The organism is Branchiibius cervicis (assembly GCF_042661605.1).
Taxonomy (GTDB): Bacteria; Actinomycetota; Actinomycetes; order Actinomycetales; family Dermatophilaceae; genus Branchiibius; species Branchiibius cervicis.
Genome location: NZ_JBHSWJ010000002.1, coordinates 2,047,130 through 2,065,723, shown reverse-complemented (window position 1 = coordinate 2,065,723; position 18,594 = coordinate 2,047,130). Strand labels below are relative to the sequence as shown.

Genomic DNA, 18,594 nt, shown 5'->3' with positions numbered 1-18,594 from the left:
AGACGATGTCTTCAACTTTGAGGTCGAAGAAGACAACTCATACGTCTCAGATTTCGTTCTCCACAATTGCGAGGGCTACTTGGCCATCGGCTCCAGGTTCGAGCAGAACACCGCCACCTCGGAGTCCGGCTTCGAGGGCTCGAAGGTCCGGCGGTACCACCACCTGACGATGCTGGCTGCGAGCCGGATCGGCTGGACGAACCTGGTGAGCGTGTCCAACGAGGCCGCGAAAACGGTGTGGTACCAGCCACGGATGGACTACGACCTGCTGACCGAGCACGGCGACGGGCTGATTCTGGGCACCGGCTGCTTGGGCGGCCCGGTGATCGCCGCGATGCTGGACAACCCCGGCGACGCACTGGCCCGCGGCGTCGCCGAGACCGAACGGCTGCTGGCGTGCGTCGGCGGCGACAAGAGCCGGTTGTTCGTGGAAGTCATGGACCACGGCATTCCCGCCCAGCGAGCCGTGATGGACAACCTGACCGCGATCGCAGCCCACTTCGGGTTGCGCATGGTCGCCACCAACGACGCCCACTTCACCCACGAGCAGCAGCAGGGCGACCACGACCGGCTGTTGGCTATCGGGGTCAACAAACCGTTCGACGACCCAGACCGTTTCCGGTTCACCGGATCCGGCTACTGGCTGCGCACCGGCGCTCAGATGCGTCAGGTGTTCCCTGATCGGATCGGCGGCCAGGACGTCGTTGCGAACTCCCTGGCCATCGCCGAGCAGGTCGAAGACACTCTGTCGGCATTCCTGCCGACCAACCGGATGCGGCTTCCGAAGTTCCCGGTGCCGGCCAAGATCCAGCAGACCAGTGAACGTCGCGGCGACCCCAGTCCGCAGGACACGCTGCTGCGGCTGTACGTGCTCGACGGCGCCAAGCAGCGCTTCGGGAAAGCCATTCCCTCCGAGGTATCTGAGCGTCTCGACTTCGAGCTCGGCGTCATTTCCGGATTCGGGTTCGCCGACTACTTTCTGATCCTTGCCGAGTTGGCGCACTGGGTGCGTTCGCAAGGCCACAACCTCGGCTCCGGTCGCGGATCGGCCGCAGGGTCGATGGTGGCGTTCTGTCTGACCATCACTGACGTCGACCCGATCGAGCACGGTTTGCTGTTCGAGCGGTTCCTCGACGTGACCCGCAAGGGTATGCCGGACATCGACCTGGACTTCCCGCAGGGACTGGTCGGCGATGTCGTCGCGCATCTACAGGACGTCTGGGGCGAGCGGCACGTTGCGCAGATCGGCACCTACGGCACCAAGAAGGCCAAGTCGTTGGTGCGCGACATGACCCGGTTGGGCGGCGACCCGAGCCTGGGGGAGCGGCTGTCGGAGGCGATCCCGAAGATCAACAAGGGCCTGGCTGTCCTTATGGACCCCACCCACGCCGACGGTGCCGCACTGCGCGACCTGGTGGCAGCGGACGCCAAGGCGGCTGCTGTCATCCAGCAGTGCCTGCCGCTGGAAGGCGTGAAGGCCAGCCCCGGTATCCACGCCTGCGGCATCGTGCTGTGTGACGAGCCCCTGGACGACCTGATCCCGATGCGCGTGGATTCCAAGACCGGCCAGTGGGTGACCACCTGGGAGGCGGGCGAACTGGAGTCGGTCGGCTTCGTGAAGTTCGACCGACTGGCACTGAAAAACCTCGACGTCATCGCCGGGTGCACGAAGATGATCCAGGCAGCAACTGGTGAGGTTGTCGACACCCGCTACGGGCACCTGCCGATGGACGCCACCAGCGACCCCCGAGCCAAAGCCGCCTGGGATCTGTTGGCCGCCGGTGACACTGCCGGCCTGTTCCAGGTGTCCAGTTCAGGTATGACGAAGCTGGTGAAGGGGATTGCGCCGCAGAGCCTTTCGGAACTCTCCGATGCTGTGGCGTTGTACCGTCCCGGCCCGATGGGTGCAGGCATGCACGAGCGGTACGTGGCGCGCAAGCGCGGTGACGAACCGGCCACCTATGACTACCTGACTTCCGACCCAGCAGAGCAGGCCGCGTTGGCGAGCGTCCTGGACGGGTCGATGGGGTTGATCGTGGTCCAGGAGCACCTGATGTCTCTGTCGCGTGTCGTGGCTGGGTTCGGCCCGGGCCGACGCAACAGATTGCGCAAGGCGTTCTCCAAGAAGGTCGAAGCTGAGATGAGGGCGCTTCGAGAGGACTTCCTGTCGGGCGGTCTAGTGGCGACTGTGGACGATCCGGACAACGACACCGAAGCTTCAATTCCGTTCTCCCGCAACACGCTTGACGCACTGTGGACGACGTTCGCCGCATCGGCTAGCTATATCTTCAACGCCAGCCACTCCACCCCTTACGCCTACATCGCCTATCAGACGGCGTTCCTGAAAGCCAACTGGCCTGCGCACTACGCGGCCGCACAGTTGGCCGTGACCGAGAAGGACTCCGACCGATTGCCGGTGCTTCACTCGATCCGTCACAGCGGTATCTCGGTACTTGGTCCCGACCTCCTGAATGGAGGGCTGGACACTGCTGCCATTGATGAACGCACCATCCGGATTGGTCTGTCGGAGATCGTGGGCGTCAAAGACAACGCCGCTGCGCTGCTGGCAGCCCGCGACTCCGACGGTCCGTTCACCTCGTTGGCTGACGTGGTCGCCAGGGCAAAGGCCGCCGACGGCCGGAAACTTCCGATCAACGTGATCGAGGCGCTCATCGACGCCGGTGCGCTCGACGGCTTGGGTCACCCACGGATGGGCATGTTGGCCGTCGTACGCGCCTTCGGTGCCGATGCAGCGGGCGAAGACGTCGATGTGCCAGTGCCCGACATCGAGTTTTCCACGACCGAGCGGGCGGAGCGGGAACGAGCTCGGCTCGGGGTCGTCATCGGGACACACCCGCTGACCGTCATGCAGACGCACGTCCGTGAATGGAACCCGACCGGCGACCAGAGTCCGTGCGTCCCCGTACAGGGCCTGCGTCCGGCAGCCAACGTCGTCACGAAGGCGGTCGTGTCCGAATGGGTCGAGCGGCCCGCGCGAAACGGCGGGATGCGTGCCAACTTCACGCTGGAGGGTTCGACAGGCGCGATCACTGGTGTGATCTGGCCGAACCGGCTGGCGGTCGCCACCGCAGCTAGTGGTGGACGGCACCCGGTGCCCGGCGACATCATCGCCATGCGCGGACGGGTCAAAGTCGTCACGATGCGCAAGGACGACAACGACGAGGTCGACGGTGAAGCCGACGACGAGATCATCGAAGACCCACAGGTGGAGATGGTCGGCGCCAACTTCTGGCTGGCCGACTTCGATGACCCCGCCCGGGATCAGTTGCCACCGTGGCAGTCGCTGCGCCGACCGATCGAACTGGCTCCACGGCCGACGATCGCAGGCAACGCGGGCACAGCCACCATGACCGCCGCAGACACAGTGTTGGAGCTTGACGCCGAAATGGTCGACTCGACCGTGACGTTGCGCCGCCGGATGCGTCTGCGCTTCGGCCGGGTCGTCACCCGTGACGAAATGACCCGGGTCAGTCGGTTGTGGACCGATATGGAGCCCGGCGAAGCGATCGACCTGTCCACCAAGGGGTTCGAGGTTGCGCACGAGGTGCGACTGATCCGCGTGTAGCCGATTGCGACGCAGCGCCGCTGCGCGCTGCGTCGCACCGTGCAGGAGTGAGCGACTTCCCTTCATTGATCGGCCTGTCCGGGTTCGCCCGCTCAGGCAAAGACACGGCCGCCGCCTGCTTGAAACCCTACGGCTACACCCAGGTCGCGTTGGCGGACCCGTTGCGAGCCATCGCATACGACCTGAACCCGTTGCTGCCGTCGGGTTTTCGGCTCTCGCAGCGCGTGGACGCTGTCGGCTGGGAAGGTATCAAGGCCGACCCTGTGGATGCGCCGGAGCTGCGGCGGATGCTGATCGCTCTCGGCATGAGTTGCCGGGAGCGTCTGTGTCCATCGGTGTGGGTGGATGCTTTACGGACGCGGTTCGCCGCGCGTGGTCCCGGGGAGCGGATTGTGGTCTCCGACGTGCGATTGGCGAACGAAGCGCAGGCAGTGCACGACCTGGGCGGCGTGGTCATCCGCGTGACGCGCCCAGGGGTGGGACCCGCGGTGCGGCACGTCACCGAGCAACCGCTACCGGAGGACATGGTGGAGGCCACGCTCGTCAATGACGGCAGCGTCACTGACCTGGCTGGCCGCCTGGTCGAGTTGCTCGATGACCGATCTCTGGTGGGTTGGCAACGCGCGGAGCACCCCGTCCAGGCTGGGGCGTCAGCGACGGTCCGTCGCACCGTAGGGGCATGAATCCGTTCACCAGCAGTCCGGTCCTCGACGTCACGACGCCGGACACGACGACCGCCACGTTCGATGCCGCCGCGACCCCGGTGCTGATGGAGGCGTTGTACGCCCTCTACAGCGACCCAGTCACTGCCGTCACCCGCGAACTGATCTGCAACGCAGTCGATTCGCACGCCTCCGCCGGGCAGGCCAGCCCAGTGCGGGTGCAGGTGCAAGACACCGAGGACGGCCCGGACGGCCGGTCCCGGTGCGTGTTCGTGGTCGCCGACACCGGCCTGGGCCTGGACCGCGAAGGTTTGATCCGCACGTTCAGTAGCTTCGGCGGCTCCGACAAGCGAGAGGCGACCGAGCAGATCGGCGGCTTCGGGCTGGGCGCGAAGTCCGCGCACGCGGTGACGTCGACGTTCACTGCGGAAGGTGTCAAAGATGGCCGGCGCAGTGTGGCGATGATGTCGTTGTCGCCGGAAGGTGTCGGCCAGGTGAGCATCCTGGTCAACGCCGCCCCGACCGGTGCGCCGAACGGGGTTACCGTGCGCGTCCCGATGGAGTTGAACACGTTGGCACTGAGCCAGGCGGTCGATTCGGTGAGTAAGTGGTTGCCGACCGGCTCGGTGGAGTTCGACGGCCAGCTCAACGTCTGCACGCTGGACTCGGGCTTTCGCCTGTCAGACTCGGTGACGCTGGTGAAAGACCAGATTCCGGCGGTGGTGATGGGCGGTGTGCGCTACCCGCTGACCAGTCGACAGAGGCACACACTGGCTGAGTCGCTGCACAACTGCGGCGTGCCGGTGAAGTCAATGCCGACCGGGCTCGTCATCACGTTGCCGCTGGGCGCGGTCCGCCCGGCACCAGCGCGAGAAAGCATCCGGGACAACGCCGACACCGACGCGGTTCTGTTGGAAGCGACCCGCGACATCGGGACGTTGGTCAACGCCCTGGCGGACACGATGGACAACCCGGCGCCGCTGATCGACGCCGCGCCGGTGCAGGTGACCTGGCGGGGAATCAAGACCTGGGACCGGACCGACCCCGCCTTCGCCGGGACGGCCGTGGAACGATGTGCCGGCAGCGGCACCGGGTTCGCGTTGCGCAGCAGCAACCTCGATCACCAGGGCGCGATCAAGTCGAAGATCTACGACAACGTTTCCGATCAGGTCCGGGTGCATCTGACCTCCGGCGCGAACACCGTCGCCGTTGTCACCGACGGCAGCGTCGAGCAGGTGAAGTACCTGCGGACCAACGCCCGCCTGGTCTCGGCCGGCGCGGGTGTCGTGCAGCGGTACGTCGTGGTGGACCAGCCCTCCGGTCACATCGGATACCTGCCCTACGGCCCGGGCGAGGACCAGATTGCGACGTGGACGTTTGAGGAGTTCCGCGCGAAGGTGGTGCGCCCGACCCGTCAGCGGACGGTCACTTTCCAAACCTGGTTGCCTGGCGGCGGAGATGCGCAGCATCTGGACACCGCGGGCGTCAACGCGCTGTCCGGGCGGCTGTACGTCGTCGGTGAAAGCTTTGCGCGGTACAACAACGCCTGGCTGCGTGAGGCGTCCGACCATCTGGGGTGCCCGATCGTCGCCAACGGGGCCAAGAAGGCGTCACCGGGCCGGTTCGGCAAAGGCAAGAAGTCGACCCTCGACGTGCGGGTGCTCGACCTGGGCCTGGTCCGCGACAGCGTGTTCACCACGATCCCGCAGACCTCCCTGGACAAGACCGCCATCGGCGAGGCGTTCGGCCAGGTACACCGCGGCGACTACGACAAACTGCTCGACCCGGTGGTGCGTGACGCGCTGGTGGATTCCCCCGACCTGACGCAACTGTCCCGGCTGCAGCGCTGGGCACTGGAACAGCAGTCCGGAGCCACCATGCGCGGCGAGGTGCCGCAGTGCTACGCGCACCTGCCGCGGAGCTATGCCGCCCGGGGTTTGCGGTCGGCGCAGTTCGTGGAACTCGCCAACGGGCTGTGGGCGCTGGACCAGTTCCGCCAGCACGAAGCCGACCATGACAACCAGGAGGACCCCGCCTAATGCCCCGACCCGCCAAGCCGACCTGCGTCGCGCTCGACATCGAAACCGACACCAGCCCGCTGACCGCAGCCGAGCAGGCTGCCGGGCTCGGACCGCGCGGACTAGACCCTGGCCACACGCCTGTCACCGATGTCGCGTTCTGCGGCATGGACTTTCACGAAGTGTTCACCGGTGACGAAGCCAGCGTGCTGGCCGACACGATGGAGCTCATCTCGATGCTCGGCGAGCACGAGCATCTGGTGACCTGGAACGGCTCCGTGTTCGACCTTCCGTTCCTGGCGGCCAGGGCTGCGGTGCACGGCGTCGACGTCCCCTACCGCCTGGTGCTGGATCCGGCCATCGTGGCCAAGTACGACCCGTGCCCTGGGTTCGATGGCGGTTACCGCGCGCTGATCGACGGGCGCGATCGACACACTGACCTGGCCTATGTGGCGAAGCCGTTCGCGCAAGCACTCGGGGTGCCTTGGTCGTTGAAGCCGTTCGCCGAGCACTGTTTGGGGGAGCCGCTCGTCAGTGTCGATCGGAGCAAGATGCACGAGTTGACCGACGTCCAACGCCGCACGTACGTCGCCAGCGACGCCGACGGGACGTACCGGTTGGTGCCGTTCCTGTTGGGTCGCAGGAAGATTCCGGGCCTCGATGCAAGCGCCCGGCGGTGATCGCCTGGTTCCGGCGCAACCCGCTGGCTGCTGGGTTGTGGTCAGCCTGCGCAGCCTTGCTGGCGATCAGTCTGACCTGCGGTGGCGTCCTGGTGTGGCAGTTGTGGATCGGCAATGCGGTTGCGGCACAGGAGCATTCCGATGAAGTAAGGGCCCTACAGCAGCAGTGGAAGTCCGGCAGAACTGCCGCGCCGGGCAACGACCCGCGCGTCATGGCTCAGCCGGACGCCTACGGCACCCCGTTCGCGATCATGCGGGTGCCGCGGTTCGGGGCGGACTGGATCCAGCCGATCGTGCAAGGCGCGAACCTGGACGAGTTGGCCGCCGGAATCGGCCACGCGGCGGGGTCGGCGATGCCCGGCCAGGTCGGCAACTTCGCTGTCGCCGGGCATAGAACCACGCACGACAAGCCGTTTAACCTGATCGCAACGCTTCAGGCAGGCGACCTCATCACGGTTGAAACCGCTACGGACACCTACATCTACAAGGTCACCAGTCACGAGGTCGTCCAACCGACAGATGTTGCCGTATTCGACCCGGTACCAGGCAAACCCGGTGTTAAGCCAACAGTGGCGATGCTGACGATGTCTAGTTGCCACCCGGAGTTCAGCGCACGGGAACGGTACGTCGTACACGCAGTCCTGGTCGGTTCGCGCACCAAGACGGGGTGATTCGGGAACCTCGTCGCACCGTACGGGTGGACGGCGAACCCGCCGACCAAGTGCAGTGCCTCTACCAAAGGAATCCTCGAATGAGCAGCAACACCATCACCATCGCCGGCAACCTGACCAGCGACCCGGAGACCCGCTTTCTGCAGTCCGGTGTCGCCGTCACCAGCTTCACGGTGGCCAGCACGGACCGGAAGTACGACCGGGACTCGGGCGCCTGGGTTGACGGCGACACCGTCTTCCTGCGTGTGTCGGCCTGGCGCAAGCTCGGCGAGAACGTCGCCGCGTCCCTGCGCAAGGGCAACGCCGTCATCGTCACCGGCAAGTTGAAGTCGAACGTCGTCGAGAAGGACGGTGCCAAGATCACCTACTTCGAGATCGACGCCGAGACGGTGGGAGTGTCTCTGGCGAACGCCACGGCCGCGACCACCCGTAACGCCCCCGCGGGCGGCGCGTCGGGAAACGCACAGGCCCAGCAGGCTTCGGCCGCTCCCGCTGGGCAGCAGTACGCGCAGCCGCAGCCCGTTCAGCAGGCCGCGCCGGTCGCAGCGCCGCAGCCCGCGTACGCCGGCGGGCAGGACTTCTGATCGGAGGGTAGCCCGCAGTCGCCAACCGCGTCCGAGAAACACTCGGGCGCGGTTGGTTTGCGTCGCACCGTGCCTCGGTGAACGTTGACTCCCTCCTGCACCGCTGGCCGCACACGACTGGCGCGTTGTGGTGCGCCGCCGCGCTGGTGGTGTCGATCGTGCTGGCGTGCGCAGTCCGTCGAGTCCGGTCGCACCGCAGTTACCAGCGGGATCCGTTGCGAGTGTTCAGCCAGCAGGACAAAGCGACCGTCTCCGCGTGGTGCGGTGGCCGATGCGAGCACAAGTCGTTGCTGCTGCCTCGTTGCCGGGCGCGTGGGACCGCCGGCGATCACCTGGTCCCGCACTCCAAGGGCGGCCCGACCACGTTGGAGAACCTGCAGATGCTCTGCACGCGCCACAACCTGCGCAAGTCCAACAAGACACCGTCTCGGTTGTACCTGTACCGGTTGGCTGCTCGTCGGCGCGCCTACTTTCCGGACGGACAACCCAGACTCCCTCGCCGCTAGCCCGCCGATCGGTGCGACGCGTCTCGGTGGTGCCCGCCAACCAACAAGGCGAGGAAAGCAGTAACTCGACCCTGGGTTTGCGGACCTGGCCCATGTAGGTCAGTGAGGCCGCAAAAAGGGGGCCGACCACCGACACGGAGGAAGTCTCGTGCGCATCACCAAAGTCCAGACCCTGGCCATCCAGGCCGAAGGTTCCACCTCGAACATGTCCGGTGCCTGGTCCGGCGTGTGGTCGAAGCTGACCAGTTCCGTGCCGAACCTCGGCACGCTGCTGACGTTGGTGGCGTTGGCGCTGGTCGCGTTCGCGATCATCAAGTACCTGATGGATCGGCGTCGCGGCGGCGGCGGCAACGCACAGCACTTGGCGTGGACGCTGGTGGCTGCCGGTGTGTTTGCCGCTCCCGGGTTGCTGTTCCCGCTGTTCCTGAAACTGGCCGATGGCGCGATCAACTGGGGTGGCTCAGTCCTGGGCGGCTGAGCCTCCGCGATGTACGTCTACGACCTGTCCGGGTTGACCCGGAGCCGCTCCGAAGACCGCCGGATGACCTGGCGGGGGTGGGATATGCCGCGCCGCACCTTCTACCTGTTGCTGGCCGTGTCGATTCCGATGCTGCCGATCACCGCGTGGGGATACACCCTGATGGGCATATGGGTGGTTGTTCCGGTGCTGGCCGCGTACGGGCTCATCTACTGGTTGGTCGAGACCCGCACGGCAGACGGTATGCGGCTACGGCGCTATCACGCGCTCATGGACTACCAGCGCTCCAACCGCGGCAGCTTCATCATGTGCGGACGTGAAATCTCGCCCGGCACCATCCGGCTGCACGTTCTGAGACAAGCCAATCGGCCGGCGTACGACGACAGCGCTGAGGCGCTCAGTGCAGCCCAGGAGCACACCACGCCGGAGACCGTATTCGGCTAACCAGCCAGAGCCAGCCCACCGCACCAACCAAAGGACCAGACTTTGCTGTCACGCAACGCGTTCCGTCGAGCCGCTCGCTGGCTGACGCTGTTCGCCGTCGTCTTCACCGTCGTGCTGAGCACGGTCGGTGTCACATCGGCAATCGCGTCGGCGCCGAGCCGCACGTTGGCTCTCGGCACCGGAACCGTTGCGGGACAGGAGGTTACCTACCTGCCGGCGTTCCGCCCGATCTCGCCGGACGAAGGAAGCGCGACCGCCCCGGTGTGCTCATCCAGCGGCAGTAGCGACGGCAGCACGAGCAGCGACCTACTGGCCGTGAACCGTTGGGCTCCAGTCACTTCCAACCTGCATTCCCGATTGGACGCGGACGCTTGGGGTGACATCAGCAACAAGGTGCAGCGCAACCAAGTCGACTCCACCATGCTCAGCGTGGGCAACGCGATGTGGCAAGCCTCGACATCGCTGGTGGAGTTGTCGAACAACTTCTGCATCGCCGACGGCATCGGCTACACCATCGACAACAAGGCTGGCGAACTGGCCAAGACGTTGTGGGGCGACGGGTCGGCCGGCGGCGTCACGATCGTCCTGCTACTGCTGATCGGTGCGATCGCGATGGCCGTGATGAGGGCACGCCAGTCGCCGGGGCAGTTCGGCAGAGCGATCATCAAGCCGGTGATGGTCCTGGCCCTGTTTGCCGTCATGATGAACGGCGCGCTGAGCACGGTTCCCGGCAAGTTCGGCACGATGAGCCCCGGCTGGATGGTCAACGCCGCCAGCAACGTCGTGTCCGGGGTATCCGGCGCGGTCGCGGCACCGATCGCCGACAACGCCTACGCGAACAGCTTCGCGACCCAGAACGCGCGTGATTCTGCGTCTCAGAACGACGCGTCGTGCATCAACTACTTGACGGCCATGCGTTCGCAGTACGAAAAGAGTTTCGGCGGATCCAGTGCCTCGTTGAGGTCGTCAGCGGCTGTGCCTTTGGCGATGGACTCGATGTGGCAACTCAGTGGGTTGTCCAGCTACGTGCGCGCCCAATATGGGACTGACAACAACTACGGTTGGGCCAGCTTCTGCCGAGGACTTGAAGTCAACGCGGGATCCTCCCTGGTCGACGACGCAAAGACAGGTGTCTCAGTTCCGGAGCTTCTGGCGGCGCAAGGGATGAGCGCGCCCAGTACCGTGACGACGTCGTGGGCGTTCGCACCGGCCGACGGCACCACATGGGACGAGATGGCAGTCTTCTGGGCTGCCTGCCAGACCGGTGACGGTGGCAAGAGCTGGTCCGTTGCGCCGGGTTGGGAGACGGTGTCTAACAGTCACACAGACGCCAAGACCCTGGACGCCAAGCAGTGCCTGGACTTCTACAACGGCACCGGCAGCAAAGACGACATGTTCTTCAACTGGCAGGACGATGCCAGCGCTGTCCAGACTGGGACGAAGGACGTCAGTTCGGCCGCGATCAGCAGTGGCAACAACCCGCGTGACTTCCTCAACGTCCTGCACGGCACCAGCACGGGTTCGGCCTCCACCGCGGCGATGCTCTATGCCATGTTCAGCGTCATCAACCTGTTCATCTTCGGGGTGATGGCCGGCATGATCTTCGTGCTTAAAACGCTGCTGCTGGCGTTCGGCGTGTTCGTCTTCTTCGTGTTGCTGGTCGACATCTTGCCGATCCACCGTGAGAGCCAGACGTTGCGCTATTTCAAGACGACGCTCGGATTCGTGGTCGTTGCTTTCGGCTACAGCTTGGCGTTGTCGGTGATGATCTTGCTGACCAGCTTCATCCTGTCCATCGGCAACGCCATGGGGCTGTCTGGCTTCTTCGACGTCCTGTGGGTGTCGGCCGCCCCGATCATCGCGATCGTGGCGATGAAGATGATCTGGAAGAAGATCGCCAAAGCACCGGACCCGTTCAGTGTCCGCGGAGCCAGGGGGTACATGTCCAGCGCCGCCTCCGGCATGATCGGCGGTGCGGCGGCGGAGGGCGTGTCGGGGCTGTTCCAGCGTGGCAAGGAAGCGATGCCGGGCATGGGCCGCAACCCGAACGCCGGTGGCGTCATGGGCGGCGCGGGCAGCGGCTCGACCGTGGCCGGAGGAACCACAAACCCGCAGGGTGCTTCTGCTCGTTCCGGTGGTGCCGACCCTCTGGCGCGTGAGATCGACGGCAACGCGGCCGGTGGGTCTGCGGGTGCGGGAGTCGACCCAGAGGTCGCTGAGCGTGCCGGCGCCGCAGGGTACGACCTGGACAGCAATGGCCGGCCCGTCGCTGGCACCGGAGATGGCAGCCTGGATGACAAACTCGCCGCTGGCGCAGCCGTTGCGAGTGGCGCAAGTAGCGCCTACGACCACAGCAGCGTCGAACGTCGCTACGACCCGAAGGCTCAGCGCAAATCGCGTCGCGAAGGTGCCGCTCAGCGCCGCCAGTGGTACGGGGGCCGCGACGAGGTCGCCGGGGGAGCGAAGGCGAAGGTCGCCAACGAGCTCGCCGCTCGTCGTCAGCGCGCCATCCAGGCGTTGCGGAACAATCCGATCAAGTCGACGCTGCACAGTCGCGGAGCCTGGACCGCCGTTGGTGCCGCTGGGCTCGCAGCCGGGGCCGTCACAGCGATGCCTGCCATGTTTGCCGTCGCCGGTGCCGCCGGCCTAGTGGCTGCAGGGTCAACCTTGTCGCGCCGTGGCCGGGCACACCGTCAGTCGCGCAAGCTACTCGACAACCGGGAGAAGAACGCGTTCTTCGACTCGATGAACCGGCAGGCATCCGAGCGCAACAAGGAGGCGACCCGTCGCGCCGAGGAAGCCGCGCAGCAGCGACAGCAGCAGGCCGCTGGTGGAAAGCCGAACATTGAGACTGGTGGAGGCCAGAGTCAGGGCGAGTTGGACAATTCCGGAGGCCAGCAAACTCAGCCTGGTGGCGGCGATGACGAGACTGACAAGCGGGCCCTGGCAGAAGACCGAGGGATTGGTGGAATGAACCCTGCGGAGACAGCGTCAGGCCAGATCCCGGCCCGGGCCGACACTCAGTCTGGACCACCCCGGGATGGCGCGTTGCCGGACGCCGACGATGAGGGAGATGACCAAGTCCCAGCAACAGTGGGGGCACCTCCGGAGTTCGACGAGCGCGGTGGCGAAACCTCCGCACCGGATCCAGCGCTGCAGCAGCAGAACAGCACGCCGTCAACGGGCGGTGGTCCGGCCAAGAGCGAACCTGTGGGGATGCAGCCCCGTAGCCACCACGCGCCATCTCGACCTGCGGAGACGCTCTCGCCGTCGGCAGAACCTGGCCAGTCCGCTCCAGAAGCGCCGCGGGACACCTCCGTCGCGCCGGCTCCGCCGACTCGGGCCGCGCGGCGCGAGTCGAAGCACTGGTTCGGTGGTGATCGTCCCGCGGCACCGCCTCGCGATGGTGGAGGCCAGGTGCCGCCAACCAATGGGGCATGAGCGAGGTGTTTGAGCCGTGACGACAGTCGATCAGCCTAGAGTCCCCGCAGGGGATCCCAACGGCGGTAAGTTTCAGGCCGTGATTAGACCTGAATCTCCGATCGAACTGTCCGGTCCGCACGCGGGCGGAACGTACAGGTTCCCGCCGAGGATCGTGGACGTCGACGAGTTGCTCGCTTTCTGGACTTCGGTCCCGATCTCCGACGAGGACTGCGAGACCTTCTGCGCCAACTACAAGGAGTACCGGGACCGTCAGGCGGGCGCGGCCAGTGCAAGGTACGGCGAGGCCAACCCGTATCCTCCTGCGGAGAAGCCGTCCAAGAAGTACGCGGACGGAGTCAGCCCACAGGTCGTCGAGGCGCGTCGAATCTGGAAGGAAGGTCGCGACCTCGCGGTGGCTGAGGAACGCAAGAAGGACCGGACCATCTATGACGTCGCCGCGCGAGACCTCTGTCGACTTCGCGGCCTCTGGGAGAACACCTGGGCGCTGAGTCCCGACGACCGAGAACTGCTGTCGCGACAGATGTTCGTCATCGGCGATGGGACGCAGGCGACGCTGGCAGATTTCGCGTCACGGTACGGGTTCGAGAACTTCGGCATCGCCTACAACGTGAAGAAGCGCCGCGCCGAGGAGGAAGCCCAGCGCCTTGCTCGGGAGACAGCCGCGGCCACGAAGGACGCCGCGTTCTGGACGAAGGATTCCGCCAGTTACCTGGGCGCTATCAACACCAACCAGGTCAGCCAGATGAACCCGTACTAAGCCACCACGGAGACCCGAGAGGCGGCGCACCGGACTGGTCCCTGGTGCGCCGCCTCTTGTCGGCCCACCCGGCAGCCGCCGCGGACTACCCAACGAGTGCTAGGCGGTCAGCCTGCTAACCATTGTCTGGATGACGCTCTGCACGTTCGGGCTCATGGTGTTCTGCCATGCCCCCGCGGTGAAGCCGTTGGCTTCGGCTGTGACTCCGCCGTTGAACGTCGTCCCGTCATGCGCGCTTTTATCGGGCGCGAAAGACACGATGAAGCCGCGTTGATTAGTCCCAACCTGACACTGCAGGAGTGTGGCCGTGCCGGGGCGTTGCGCCACAACCACACCGAAGGTCTCACCGGACGGCACGTCCTTGCCGGATAGGTCCTTGTAGACCGCAGCGGCGCTGGCGGGGTCAGTGACTCCCGTCAGCGTCCGGCAAGCGGCCTTGGCGCTGGCATCGTCGGTGATCGACTTCCATGAGACTGTTGTTGATGCGCCGACACCAGACCTCGGGTTGCCACCACTGCCGCTGGCGGAGCCTCCGCTGCACGCGGCCATCGAGAAGCTGGCACCGACGGCCAACGCCGCCGCTGCGAACTTGGCACTTGTCTTCAAGGTCAGCATCGGTCCTCCCCGGTCGTGGGCGGACCGCGCGACCCGTCCTAGTTGGTTGTGGGCATCTGCTGGGCGGCTTCTGGCCGTTGTAGATACTCCATGCGCTGGACGGTGCGACGTGGCATCGCCGGGCTCCCACGCGGGGCCCGGTCGATTTGGTTGGTGCTGTCCTGACGGTGCGACGCCGCTACTGGCTGGGAGCGTCGGATCGAGCGGTTGCATGACCATTCCTTTCGACCACTCGTGGGGGTGAGGGCGGCCGCGGTAATCCGGCTCTTCACAATCCACGGTGTAGGAGCTTGGGTCTGAAGCCGCCAGTTTCGAGTAGCGATCGGGCGATGTAGTTGGTCAGGTTCCGAAAGCCCAGGGCGGAGCCGCGCAGGTGCTCCAGGCGGCCGTTGATCGCCTCCGTGGGTCCGTTGGAGGTGCCGGGTCGGTCGAAGTAGGCGAGCACGTCGGCGGCCCGTTGCTTCATCGTGCGTCCCAGCGTGGTGATCTCGGCCAAGCCCTTGGGGACACCGCTACTGACGGACTCGATCAGCGCCGCCATCAGCTTCTTGCCCTGGTCCCGGTCGGCGTGGCGGTAGGCGGCGATCATCCGCTGGTAGATCCCCCACGTGGCCTCCACCGGCACATGCCGGTCACCATGGACCTGCTCATCGAACAAAGCGCTGATCCGGGCTTGCTGTTTCTCGGTGAGCAGGTCCGCTCCGGTGTGCAGGGTGCGCCGTGCCCGGTACAGCGGGTCGTCCTTCCGGCCCCGCCGCCCGTGGAGGTCTTGTTGGATCCGGCGCCGGCACTGGTCCAGGGCGTCACCGGCAAGGCGCACGACATGGAAGGGGTCCATCACCGCTGTGGCGTCCGGGACCTCCTCAGCGGCAGCGGTTTTGAACCCGGTGAACCCATCCATCACCACCACCTGCACGGCGTCCCGCCACGACTGGGGACGCTCCGCGAGCCAGGTCTTGAACACTGCTTTTGAGCGCCCCTCGACCATGTCCAACAACCGGGCCGGACCGACCCCGTCACGGATCGGGGTCAGATCGATGATCACCGTGACGAACTTGTCGCCGCGGCGGGTGTGCCGCCACACGTGCTCATCGACCCCGATCACCGCCACCCCGTCGAAGCGGTGCTCGTCATCGATCAAGACCCGTCTGCCCTCGGCCAGCACGGCGTCGTTGGCGGAGGGGTACCTCCCGCTTGCGGGGAGTCCAGGCAACCCCGAGGCCCTCGGCGACCCGGGCCACGGTCAGGTGCTGCACCACGATCCCTTCCAACGCCCACCGCAGCCCACCACGGGACAATTTCGCTTTCGGCTCCGCGGCCAAGCTGGTGTCTTGTCGCCACACGTGAGCGCACCCGGTGCACCGGTACCGGCGCACCGTGACCAGCAACGTCGTGGGTCGCCAACCCAGCGGTTCGTGCGCCAGGCGGCGGGTCACGGTGTCCCTCGGGGCGCCTTCGCACCCGCAGCGGCGGCACCACTGATCCGGTTCTACTACACGGCACGCCAGCACCGCTCGATCCACTTCCAGCCGTTGGCCGGTCACGACCAGGCCGAGGCCATCGAGGCGGGCGAACGTAGTCAGATCAGGGCAAGCGAAGGTAGCGTCAAGCACGTCGAGGTCTTCCAGATGGTGAGCGTCAGAACTTCCATCTTCGGGCGACCTCGACGTCTACCCAGCGCCGGCCCTGATTACACCGTCAACTGTGAAGAGCCGGTAATCCTGCCTGCCGATCGGGTGCGTGGGTCTGCGACGCGCCGAGAGCGGTCGGGTCGGCTTCCACCTCTCGGAGTGATTTACGGCGCAAAACTGGCACAGAGTCGATCTTGCGATCGCGGCTGTGGGAGCCTCTGCGCTGTGCTGATCGACGACGCTGAGCATGGGGACCTGGCAGCCCTGGCCGAACTGACCCGCGTGCTCACCTTCCGCAACCTGCGGCTGCTGGAGCTTGTGCGCCAGGCCGAGGCGCCGGCGCTGCCTCGCGATCTTGGATACACCGCGGGCGACTTGAACGCCGCTGAGAAACTCCGCATCCTCGCCCGAGTGGGCCTGGTTCGCCCGGTCCCGACGAAGCCGCTGCGTTACGTGATCGAGCCGGGTGTCCTGCCCCGGCTTGGCAAGCTCGTGGCTCGACTGGGCGCGAAGCAAGCCGTGGCGGTGGGGTCTGTTGCGGGCGCGTCTGGACCCACGAAATAGTTAAGGGGCTTTTACCTTGGGAATCGCCGACCCCCACGAAACGCCCACAAAACCCCCGCATATCGGCCCCGATCGGTAGGGTTGTGGTGGTTTCCCGAACCACCATATAGCGCGGTATAGCGCGGTAGAGCACCAGATCCTCGTTCATGGCATGGAAGAGGTCAGGGGTTCGAATCCCCTATGCTCCACCCATAGGGCCGGACACGAATTTCGTGCGGTCTTTCGCCTGTCTTAGGTGTCACAGATGGGTACGCGTCGCCGGTCGGTAGGGGCGGTCTGCATCTGACTGGTCGAACACCGTTTTGCTCAGTGTTCGCAGCACGACCTGTGCTGCCGGAGAGAACGGGCTGCGCCAAGCAGCCCACGTGCGCACGGCTAGCCGCCGACCGGAAATGTCCATGTCCCGCAGGGGAATCCAGGCCCACCCACGTAGTCTGCTCACTGACGATTCGCGAGTGAGGACTGCCCCGGCGACATCCGTTGCGGCGGCCACCAGAGCGAGCGACTCGGTGAACGAATACAACTCCCAATCGACCGTGATGCCATGCGCATCCGCCGTCTCTCTCAGGTGGGTGTCGTCCGCGCGACCGGGAGCGGAGTGAGTAAGCCATCGGCCATCCGATAAAACGTCAAGGGTCACGCTGTCTGCGGTCGCTAGAGGTGACGAGGGAGGCACGGCCACGCCGTACGGTTGCGTCAACAGCTCGCGATGGGCTGCCTCCGGGGCTGGTACATGGATTAGGGCAATGTCTAGTTCTCCGTGTTGAAGTTGCAAACGCTGACGATCCGTGGTGGCTTCAGTGAGCGCGAGGGCGATGTGCGGTTCGGCCACTTTGAGCTGGTCGATGGCATCGGCGAACCACGCCTTCGGTAGCCCACTCGGGATTCCGACGCGCACCGACACCGTGCCCACGGCGGCTTGTCTGGCTCGCCCAGGGAGTTCGTCGATCAATCGCAGGATGGCTTCGGCGCCATGCCAGAACTCGCGGCCGGCTGATGTGAGTGAAACCCCTGTGGAGCTGCGCTGAAGCAAGGCCGCGCCAACCTCGCGTGATAGGGCTGCCAGTTGTCTACTCATCGATGGTTGCGACGTGTGTAGCGACTCCGCGGCCTTGGTGATCGATTCTAGTTCTGCCGTGCGGACGAAGTACCGCAGCTGCCGTAGTTCCATTCCACCTCCCTATGCCATGCCTTGAAGGCATGAGGTCATGCTATCCATGTCTTTGACGGCATATGTGATCTGTCCCATAGTCAAAGCATGCAGATCAACCCCAAGGCCCATGCTGAGCAACCCGATGTACTCGTTGTCGGTGGCGGTTCCGCGGGCATTGGTGCCGCTATCGGTGCTGCTAACGCGGGTGCCCGTGTGGTGCTCGTCGAGCAATACGGCTTCCTAGGTGGGGCCGCGACGCAGTCTGGCGTGCACACACTGTGCGGCTTCTATGACCGCACCGGCGAGCAGGTGGTTGACGGCGTGGGTGGCCAGCTGTTGCGGTCATTTGCAGCCAGCGGAGGAATGCACCGCCAACGGATGCCTGAGTCTGGGAACGTCGTGGTTCTGCTGGATCCGGAAACGACGAAACGCGTCTACGATCGCGAAGTCTTAGGGTCGGGTGTCGAAATCCTGCTTCATAGCCAGGTAATTCATGTAGAAGTCGAAAGCGGCGCGGTGCGCGGCGTCACGGTGCACCACCGGGGCGGTCTGACCACGATCCGGCCGCGGGCGGTCGTGGACGGCAGTGGTGACGGCGTCGTCGTCGCAGGCGCGGGCAGCGCGACGGTGCCGACCGATCTAAGCCAGCGGCAGTTCAGCACTTTAGTGATGCACGTCGGCGGGGTCGACGCGGACGCGACGCTCGAGGCGTCACGGCTCAGCAGTGCGATTCGGGACTACGCCGAAGCCCACCATGTCAGCTTCCCCGGGACCGCGGCCTCGCGGTGAGGGAGCCGGTGT

The 18,594-nt window shown here is 65.6% G+C and carries 15 protein-coding genes and 1 pseudogene; 13 read left to right on the top strand and 3 right to left on the bottom strand.

What is annotated here, in order from left to right:
* Nucleotides 1-79 precede the first annotated feature (79 nt).
* The 11 genes from dnaE (at nucleotide 80) to ACFQBT_RS10790 (ending at nucleotide 13,830) form a co-directional block, all read left to right on the top strand.
* The gene (gene dnaE / locus ACFQBT_RS10840; RefSeq protein WP_377825448.1) at nucleotides 80-3,586 is read left to right on the top strand and encodes a DNA polymerase III subunit alpha; all 3,507 of its coding nucleotides are present in this window, start codon (nucleotides 80-82) and stop codon (nucleotides 3,584-3,586) included.
* Nucleotides 3,587-3,633: 47 nt separating this feature from the next.
* The gene (locus ACFQBT_RS10835) at nucleotides 3,634-4,269 is read left to right on the top strand and encodes a deoxynucleotide monophosphate kinase family protein (RefSeq protein WP_291523297.1); all 636 of its coding nucleotides are present in this window, start codon (nucleotides 3,634-3,636) and stop codon (nucleotides 4,267-4,269) included.
* Nucleotides 4,266-6,287: an ATP-binding protein gene (locus ACFQBT_RS10830; protein WP_377822644.1), complete on the top strand. Its 2,022-nt coding sequence runs from the start codon at nucleotides 4,266-4,268 to the stop codon at nucleotides 6,285-6,287. The genes ACFQBT_RS10835 and ACFQBT_RS10830 overlap by 4 nt, the downstream gene beginning before the upstream one ends.
* Nucleotides 6,287-6,946, top strand: a complete 660-nt coding sequence (locus tag ACFQBT_RS10825; protein WP_291523300.1) for a hypothetical protein — start codon at nucleotides 6,287-6,289, stop codon at nucleotides 6,944-6,946. The genes ACFQBT_RS10830 and ACFQBT_RS10825 overlap by 1 nt, the downstream gene beginning before the upstream one ends.
* The gene (locus ACFQBT_RS10820; protein WP_291523302.1) at nucleotides 6,943-7,617 is read left to right on the top strand and encodes a class E sortase; all 675 of its coding nucleotides are present in this window, start codon (nucleotides 6,943-6,945) and stop codon (nucleotides 7,615-7,617) included. The genes ACFQBT_RS10825 and ACFQBT_RS10820 overlap by 4 nt, the downstream gene beginning before the upstream one ends.
* An 80-nt stretch (nucleotides 7,618-7,697) precedes the next feature.
* Nucleotides 7,698-8,201: a single-stranded DNA-binding protein gene (gene ssb / locus ACFQBT_RS10815; protein ID WP_377822641.1), complete on the top strand. Its 504-nt coding sequence runs from the start codon at nucleotides 7,698-7,700 to the stop codon at nucleotides 8,199-8,201.
* 77 nt (nucleotides 8,202-8,278) lie between these two features.
* Nucleotides 8,279-8,707: an HNH endonuclease gene (locus tag ACFQBT_RS10810; RefSeq protein ID WP_377822639.1), complete on the top strand. Its 429-nt coding sequence runs from the start codon at nucleotides 8,279-8,281 to the stop codon at nucleotides 8,705-8,707.
* A 148-nt stretch (nucleotides 8,708-8,855) separates the two neighbouring features.
* Nucleotides 8,856-9,185, top strand: coding sequence for a hypothetical protein (locus ACFQBT_RS10805; protein WP_109684985.1), 330 nt, complete (start codon nucleotides 8,856-8,858; stop codon nucleotides 9,183-9,185).
* Between the two features lie 9 nt (nucleotides 9,186-9,194).
* The gene (locus tag ACFQBT_RS10800; protein ID WP_291523310.1) at nucleotides 9,195-9,629 is read left to right on the top strand and encodes a hypothetical protein; all 435 of its coding nucleotides are present in this window, start codon (nucleotides 9,195-9,197) and stop codon (nucleotides 9,627-9,629) included.
* A gap of 42 nt (nucleotides 9,630-9,671) precedes the next feature.
* Entirely contained in the window at nucleotides 9,672-13,070 is a 3,399-nt protein-coding gene (locus ACFQBT_RS10795; RefSeq protein WP_377822636.1) for a hypothetical protein, read from the top strand.
* Nucleotides 13,071-13,149: 79 nt separating this feature from the next.
* Nucleotides 13,150-13,830, top strand: coding sequence for a hypothetical protein (locus ACFQBT_RS10790; RefSeq protein WP_377822634.1), 681 nt, complete (start codon nucleotides 13,150-13,152; stop codon nucleotides 13,828-13,830).
* Nucleotides 13,831-13,929: 99 nt separating this feature from the next.
* On the opposite strand, the gene ACFQBT_RS10785 is transcribed toward ACFQBT_RS10790, so the two are convergent.
* Both ACFQBT_RS10785 and ACFQBT_RS10780 read right to left on the bottom strand, forming a co-directional pair.
* On the bottom strand, nucleotides 13,930-14,445 hold the full coding sequence (locus tag ACFQBT_RS10785; protein WP_377822632.1) for a hypothetical protein: 516 nt from the start codon (nucleotides 14,443-14,445) through the stop codon (nucleotides 13,930-13,932).
* Nucleotides 14,446-14,713: 268 nt separating this feature from the next.
* A pseudogene (locus ACFQBT_RS10780) lies at nucleotides 14,714-16,058 on the bottom strand (ISL3 family transposase).
* A 243-nt stretch (nucleotides 16,059-16,301) separates the two neighbouring features.
* Here ACFQBT_RS10780 and ACFQBT_RS10775 point away from each other — a divergent pair.
* Nucleotides 16,302-16,640: a hypothetical protein gene (locus ACFQBT_RS10775; RefSeq protein WP_377822630.1), complete on the top strand. Its 339-nt coding sequence runs from the start codon at nucleotides 16,302-16,304 to the stop codon at nucleotides 16,638-16,640.
* A 238-nt stretch (nucleotides 16,641-16,878) separates the two neighbouring features.
* Here the strand turns inward: ACFQBT_RS10775 and ACFQBT_RS10770 are convergent, their stop codons facing one another.
* A complete protein-coding gene (locus tag ACFQBT_RS10770; RefSeq protein WP_377822628.1) occupies nucleotides 16,879-17,811 on the bottom strand; it encodes a LysR family transcriptional regulator in 933 nt (310 codons plus the stop codon).
* A gap of 87 nt (nucleotides 17,812-17,898) precedes the next feature.
* On the opposite strand from ACFQBT_RS10770, the gene ACFQBT_RS10765 reads away from it, so the two are divergent.
* Nucleotides 17,899-18,582: an FAD-dependent oxidoreductase gene (locus tag ACFQBT_RS10765; RefSeq protein ID WP_377822626.1), complete on the top strand. Its 684-nt coding sequence runs from the start codon at nucleotides 17,899-17,901 to the stop codon at nucleotides 18,580-18,582.
* Nucleotides 18,583-18,594 lie beyond the last annotated feature (12 nt).